The sequence below is a fragment of the Algoriphagus algorifonticola genome, from assembly GCF_007655305.1.
GTDB classification, from domain to species: domain Bacteria; phylum Bacteroidota; class Bacteroidia; order Cytophagales; family Cyclobacteriaceae; genus Algoriphagus; species Algoriphagus algorifonticola.
Genome location: NZ_VLOG01000039.1, coordinates 216,589 through 223,982 on the forward strand (window position 1 = coordinate 216,589; position 7,394 = coordinate 223,982).

Consider the following 7,394-nt stretch of genomic DNA (forward strand, 5'->3'; position numbering starts at 1 on the left):
GAAAAGATTAAAGTCGTTTTTGGAGGATTTGAGATAAATGGTAGAAAGGTGCATTTATGCACTCAAAATCAATGAATAAATGTACCAAAAGTGCATAAATAAATAAGTTACCGCCAATGCTAAAAGACAACGACAGTGAACAAAATGGACGAAAGAAATAGAAAGCCAACCGCGCATTCAGGCACATTTGCTTGCCCCAACACACGGGCGACCGCTTCGCAATCAAAAGAGCCTGAATTTTTTCCAACGTACAGAAAATAATTATATATGGCAGACATTTCTCAAATACTAAACACGCTAAAAACTTCACCAAGTGTTGGTTTGTTACGTTTACGAAACAGAGAAATGATTATTGAATTTCTAGTAAGAACTTTCGTTAATAAACAAAGCTCCATTTCATCTGAAAATATCCATTCTCAATTAGCGGACTTTTTAGAAGGACAGAGAATTGAAATTGATGAAGAAAGTGAAATCAATTTTTTCGACACCTATGAAGAAAAAGCCAAAAAGTATATTCAAAACTGGACTAACAATGGCTTTTTGACGAATTATCCTGATGAACAAGGTGAAGTTTTTTATGAACTATCTTCACATTCAAGCAAAACCATAGATTGGTTGGCAAGTTTGAAAAAGGAAGAGTTTGTTGGTACTGAATCCAAATTCAACAACATACTGAATCAATTAAAAGAGTTGGTTGAGTTTACCAATGAAGATGCAGAAAAGCGTATTCAGTTGTTGGAAGAGAAAAAATTAGAAATTGAACAACAAATTCAACGAATTAAAATCGGAGAAGACGTAAAAGTATTTGAAGAATTTGAAATCGTACCCCGTTTCAGTCAACTCAATCAATCCGCTAAAGAATTATTGTCCGACTTTAAAGAAGTTGAAGACAACTTTAAAGAAATTACAAAAGGTATTTATCAAAAACACGCTGACGGAAGCCTATCCAAAAGTGACATACTGGAATTTACTTTTGATGCACTTGAATCATTGAAAGAAAGCCAACAAGGAAAAAGCTTTTACGCCTTTTGGTCATTCATATTGAATCCAGACTTACAGTACAAATGGGAAAGCCTGACTAAAGATTTATACACAACTTTAGAAGAAAAATCAATCCCAATAAGGGATACATTCCTGATAGGAATGAAAAAGCATCTCCATAGTTCAGGACAAAAAGTTTACAAAGCCAATGACAAAATGGCTGAAAAACTTAGCCGTATAATTCGTGAGAATGAAAGTTCTAAATCAGAAGCAACGAAAAAAATAATTCAAGACATTAAGAAACAACTTGTAGAAATCAGTAAATCGAAGAACAAACCTGATATTTCATTTGAATTAGAAACAGCAACAGATATAAATATTCCATTTGAACGCAAACTCACGAAAGAGCAATCCGAAGAAGTTACATACACCAACAGACCCAAAATTGCTAATGAAGACATTACATCATCTAATCAATTAGGACGGCTGTTTTCACAGTCTAATATTGATAAAGAATTGTTGAGAAAAAGAGTTAAAGATGTACTTAAAGAAAAGTCGCAGACCACACTTTTAGATATTGTAGAAAGTTATGGTGGTCTTGAAAAAGGGTTGCCTGAGTTGTTCGGTTATATAGGCATTGTGAAAGAATTCAAACACATTATCAATCCTGATAAAACTCAAAGTATCATTTTTGATGCGGACAACCGCAAGCAAATTAAAATTCCTGAAATTATTTTGACCAAATGAGCAGTTTAGAAAAGCATATTACTCCTTTTAGCAAAGCCATTGTAAGATTGTTGAAATCAACAGTAGAACGAAACTCCAATGTATGGGATGAGGTAATAAATTATCAAACTGAAATCCAGGACTACATTAGTAAAATTGGTTTAGAATTAATCGTTAAAAAGGATGAAGGATTTGCTTTTGTAAAGCAACTTGAAGATAGTGAAGGTAACACTCTTGGATTAGTTCAAAGACGACAAATCGGCTTTGAAACCTCTATTGTGCTTGTTGTTCTAAGACAAAGCCTAGAAGATTTTGACAGCAATCCTACACAATTGGCAACCGAAAAATTTATCACAAATACAGAAATAAAAGACGAGTTAGAATTATTTCTTCCAGAAAAATATAACAAGGTCAAATTCATAAAAGAGCTTGATAAATATATCAATGTAGCTGTTGATTTAGGCTACCTAAAAGAAATCAGCAAAAAAGACAATGAAACGAAGTATCAAATACACAGAATTATTAAAGAAAAAATCACTCTTGATATTTTACAAGATTTTGAAAATAAGTTAAAAGATTATGTTGAGTCTGTTTAGTACAAGTTCCGACAAAGCGGGGTTCAGACTTCAATATATGGAAGTTTTCAACTGGGGAACATTTAATGAAAAGGTTTTTAGAATAAATCCGAAAGGAAATAATTCACTTTTGACTGGTGCAAACGCATCTGGAAAGAGTACTTACATTGACGCATTACTTACTCTAATTGTTCCTGCAAAGAAAGACCGTTTTTACAATCAATCTTCGGGGGTAGAAAAAAAAGGCGACCGCACCGAAGAAACCTATGTGTTGGGACATTACGGAAACATTCAAGAAGAAGGAAAAACTTCCACTTCCACGCAAAAATTGCGTGATACAAATACATATTCAGTAATTCTTGCTTCATTCTCCAATGCCGACCAAAAACAAATTACACTTTTTCAAGTACGGTGGTTTTCGAATAATGAATTAAGACGGCAATTCGGAATTGCTCACGTTACTCTTGAAGTAGAATCTGATTTTGGTCAATTCGATTCAAAAGGAAATTGGAAAAAGGTTTTAGATAAAAAGTACAACTCGAATGTCACGAAGAAGAAAATTGAGTTCATAGATGGACCTACTGCTTATGCAGAAAGAATGGCGGACTTATTTGGTATGCGTTCAACAAAAGCGTTGACTTTGTTCAATCAAGTTGTTGGGGTAAAAGTATTGGAAGACTTAGATGATTTCATAAGAACCAATATGTTGGAAGAACAAGATGCGGAAGCAGAGTTCATTCAACTTAAAGAAAGTTTCTTGACTTTAATGGATGCTAAAACCAACATTGAAAAAGCCAAAGAACAAATCAAACAATTGACTCCAATCAATGAAATTGCAATAGCACTAACCAACATTAAAGCAGATTTATTTCAATTAGAAAAGTCAAAAGAAACCGCAGTTTATTGGTTTGCCAAAAAAGGTGTTGAGTTGGGTGAAAAAGAATTGGAGAAATGTAACGAAGAATTACTACGCCTGAATAATGAACTAGCGGAATTAAAAGAAAAGGAAAGCGACTTGAAAAATCAGGAAACTGATTTGACAGTTCAAATAAAGTCTGATGAAGTTGGTAATCAAATTGAAAAATTGAAAACTGAAATCACAAGATTAGAAAAGAGTAAAAAATTAAGAAGCGAAAAACTAGACGATTACAATAAAATCGCCCAAAGCATTGATTTAGAAACCAATCCAAGCGAAGAAGCATTTATTCCTAACCGTGAAAAAGCAAAAGAATTAAAACATAAAACCCAACAAAATATTGATTCTGAAAATGAAAATCTCCGTTCCTTGAAAAACAAGGAAGATGATTTAAATAAATCAACCGAAGAATTAGTAGCAACAATTCAAACACTTCAAAAAAACAAGAACAATATTCCTATTAATGAAGCTCGTATTCGTGAAGAACTAATTGAGCATATTGGAGCAAGTAGAGAAGAAATTCCTTTCATCGGAGAATTGATTAAAGTAAAAGATGATGAAATGAAATGGGAATCTTCTATTGAAAAAGTACTTCACAATTTTGCTTTGAGATTGATTGTTCCACATAAGTACTATTCATCAGTGAATCAATATGTGAACAGCAATAATATGAAAGGCAGAATTCGCTACGACAAGTTTGAAGACCAAGACTATCTCAAAAATTTTAAGAACAAAGGTTTTAATGAAAAGTCATTAATCAATAAAATTGAAATTAAGCCAAAAACACAATATTACGATTGGATTGAGAACTATTTTGAATCACAATTTGACTTTGTGTGCGTAGATAATCTTTCGGAATTTGAGCAATTCCACGAAATGGCAATTACTCAAAATGGATTGATAAAATTCAAAAGGGGCAAACACGAAAAAGACGACCGACCACATATTGCTCGGAAGGAAAATTTTGTGTTAGGATGGGATAACAAAGAAAAACTCACCTCCTTAAAGAAAGAATTGATAAATCTTCAAAATCAACAAACAGAAAATAAGAAAGCGATTGCAAACAAAAATATTGAAATAAAAAACTTAGGTATATTCAAGGATGAATGCCATAATTTATTTTCAAAATTTGAAAAGTATGATGATATAAATTGGCAATCGTATGCGAACGAGATTCAAGAAAAAACAGAACAGAAAGATAAACTAGAAAAAACAAACAATCGAGTAAAGCAGCTTCAAGAAGATTTAAAAAAGGTTCAAGACGCTTTGAAACAGCTTTCAGATGTTCAAATTTTTAATAAAGGACAAGAAATATTTACCCAGAAAAATGAAGTTGCCACGATTGAACAATCAATCAGGATTAACAAATCTATTTATGAGCCATTGGGAATTGTTGACGTTTCAATGTTTGAAAAACAACATTCCGATTTGCGGAATATTGAATACGCAACCTTTGAAACAAGTCGTGAGAGATTCCAAAAGGAAAATTCAAGACAAACAAGAGAACTTGAAGAACAAAAGCAAAGGAAAGAAAGAGAAGTAATCATCAAGATAAACGAATTTAAACAGCCCTCAGAAGCTATATTAAGTAAATTCAAGGATTGGCGTTCTGATGTTAATTCCCTACCCGATTCAACACATTTAGAGTTAATCAGTGAATATCAAAATTTCCTTGCTAGGTTGGAGAATGATAATCTTCCAAAGTTTGAAAAGAAATTCAATGACTATTTGCAAGAAACAATTACCAATAAAGTAGGTGATTTTAGAATGTTCTTTGAAAACTGGTCAGATTCAATCAAAGAAAACATCAAACATTTGAACGAATCTTTGAAAGAGATTGACTTCAAAAATAAACCCCAAACCTACATTCAGCTTGTTGCACCTAACAAGATTAATGACGAAGTGAAAGAGTTTAGAAAACTTTTAGAAGAAGCCGTTCCCAATGTTTACCAAATGGAAAAAAATATTGAAGGCAGGAAACATCATTTCAATAATCACATTCAACCATTTATAGAACGATTAGATAAAGAAGAATGGCGGAAAAAAGTAATGGACGTTCGTTTTTGGTTTAGTTACAAAGCCGAAGAATTTTATAAGGAAACAAGTCAAAAGTTTAAGACATATGAAGCAATGGGGCAACTTTCAGGTGGTGAAAAGGCTCAACTTACTTATACTATTTTGGGTTCTGCCATTGCTTATCAATTTGGATTAACAAGATATAATCAAGGGTTAGAATCTAAATCCTTTCGCTTCATTGCCATTGACGAAGCATTCAAGGCTCAAGATGAAGACAAAGCACGGTACTTAATTACCCTTTGTAAACAACTTCATTTGCAATTACTTGTAGTTACCCCAAGTGATAATATTCACATTGTAGAAAACGATATTTCATTTGTTCACTTTGTTGAGCGTAAGGAAGAAAGACATTCGTGGCTATACGATATGCCAATTGAACAATTCAAAGAAGAAAAAGCGAATTATCTGACTAAATGATTACACCAAAGGAAATAAAGGACAAAACCGAAAGAAAGTACATTTCATTTCTTCAATCTTTGGTTGAACAGCGACCTTTTGAGAAATTGGTTATTCGTGGCGATAAGTCGTACACCAAATCTTCACTGTCGGAATTTGAAAGAGAAATTCAACAAATTCATAGCCATTCAAAAGGAAAAAAGGGTTTTGGCTATACATTGGACTTTCAAAAAGTAAAGACAAAGTTTTTAGGAGTTCAAGATTTGCCAATTTCAATTTACTTTGACAATGAAAAAGATTTTTTGAAATTCTTAGGTAAAGAGTATGAAGTAGATTCTTTCAAATCAAATATTGAGATAATCCTTCGGGAATTCCCTGAACTCAAAGATTGGATAATTAAAAATCCTAAAAAGGTTATTGACAATGCGAACGAATGGATAAACATTTTGCAAGTGTGTCAATACTTCAAACAAAATCCAAAACCAAATTTCTACATCAGAGAATTGCCGGTTAAAGTTCACACAAAATTTGTCGAGAGAAATAAAAGCATCATCAGGGAACTACTAGATGTTCTAATCTCGGAACACGTAAAAAGTGAAGAAAAAGAATTTGAAAATAGGTTTAATTTAAAATACGCTGAACCCCAAATTCGGTTTAAAGTTCTTGACAAAACAATATCGGACAGATTTTTTTCGGGTATTGATGATATTGCAATTCCAGTTAGCCAATTTGAAAAATTGGATTTACCAATCTTTAAAGTATTGGTCGTAGAAAACAAGACAACACTTTACACCACTTTGACACTTCCAAAAATGAATGACACCATTGCAATTTTTGGTAGTGGATTTAGTGTTTTCAATCTTAAAAATGTGCGTTGGTTTGACAATCTTAAATTACTTTATTGGGGCGACATAGATGTTCAAGGTTTTGAAATTCTTTCGCAATTCAGGACTTACTTTCCGCAGACAAGAAGTGTATTAATGGACAAACAAACCTTTGACAATTTTTTTGAAGACGATAATGGAACACCGACAAACATTTCAACGAAACTTACCTTGACAGACGAAGAACAACTGCTTTACGACATTTTGAAAACAAACAATTGGAGACTTGAACAAGAGAAAATCCCATTAGAATATGTAAACAAATACTTTGACAATGAATAACCCAACCCTTCAAAGCCACACACATTGCCAAGTCGCACCAGCCGACCCGCAATCCAAAACTTGGCAAAGAGTGTGTCTGCCCCACCGCACAACGGACAGACAATTAGGACGAAAAAGAGAACAACGAAACGCTAACAGCGTGTATGTGGCAATAGCGGGTGAAGTGGTAAATCGAAGGTCTGTGCTTCTAAGAAACTTTGTGCCAAACGGAAAGGTAAGTGCTTCTAATCCGCTACTGCACATACACGCAAACCGTTATTATTCCCCTAATTCAATCCTTTATTTCTTTAACTCCGGTCCCGTCGCTCACAGTGACGGGGACTTTAGAACCAATCAAAAACCTTATTTAAAAGCCGGAATCCCGGTAATTTCATTACCTAATATCAGCAAGTGAATATCATGGGTGCCTTCATAGGTAATCACAGATTCTAGGTTCATCATGTGTCTCATGATAGGGTATTCACCGGTGATTCCCATTCCTCCATGAATTTGTCTGGCTTCACGGGCTATATGAAGCGCCATATCCACATTGTTGCGCTTGGCCATGGAGATATGCAC

At 33.6% G+C, this 7,394-nt stretch carries 5 protein-coding genes; 4 read left to right on the top strand and 1 reads right to left on the bottom strand.

The window, feature by feature from the left end; all coding sequences use genetic code 11:
* Positions 1 to 267: 267 nt before the first annotated feature.
* From FL972_RS09275 to FL972_RS09290, 4 genes are read left to right on the top strand one after another with little or no spacing between them, the layout of a single operon-like run.
* On the top strand, positions 268 to 1,728 hold the full coding sequence (locus FL972_RS09275; protein ID WP_144605036.1) for a DUF3375 domain-containing protein: 1,461 nt from the start codon (positions 268 to 270) through the stop codon (positions 1,726 to 1,728).
* A complete protein-coding gene (locus tag FL972_RS09280; RefSeq protein ID WP_144605038.1) occupies positions 1,725 to 2,303 on the top strand; it encodes a DUF4194 domain-containing protein in 579 nt (192 codons plus the stop codon). Before FL972_RS09275 ends, FL972_RS09280 begins: the two co-directional genes overlap by 4 nt.
* 37 nt (positions 2,304 to 2,340) lie before the next feature.
* Complete coding sequence (locus FL972_RS09285) at positions 2,341 to 5,691, top strand: ATP-binding protein (RefSeq protein ID WP_222116017.1); 3,351 nt, start codon at positions 2,341 to 2,343, stop codon at positions 5,689 to 5,691.
* Positions 5,688 to 6,836, top strand: coding sequence for a Wadjet anti-phage system protein JetD domain-containing protein (locus FL972_RS09290; protein WP_144605042.1), 1,149 nt, complete (start codon positions 5,688 to 5,690; stop codon positions 6,834 to 6,836). The genes FL972_RS09285 and FL972_RS09290 overlap by 4 nt, the downstream gene beginning before the upstream one ends.
* A gap of 342 nt (positions 6,837 to 7,178) precedes the next feature.
* Here the strand turns inward: FL972_RS09290 and FL972_RS09300 are convergent.
* The coding region (locus FL972_RS09300; RefSeq protein ID WP_262710895.1) for an acyl-CoA dehydrogenase family protein at positions 7,179 to 7,394 on the bottom strand (216 nt) is incomplete at its 5' end.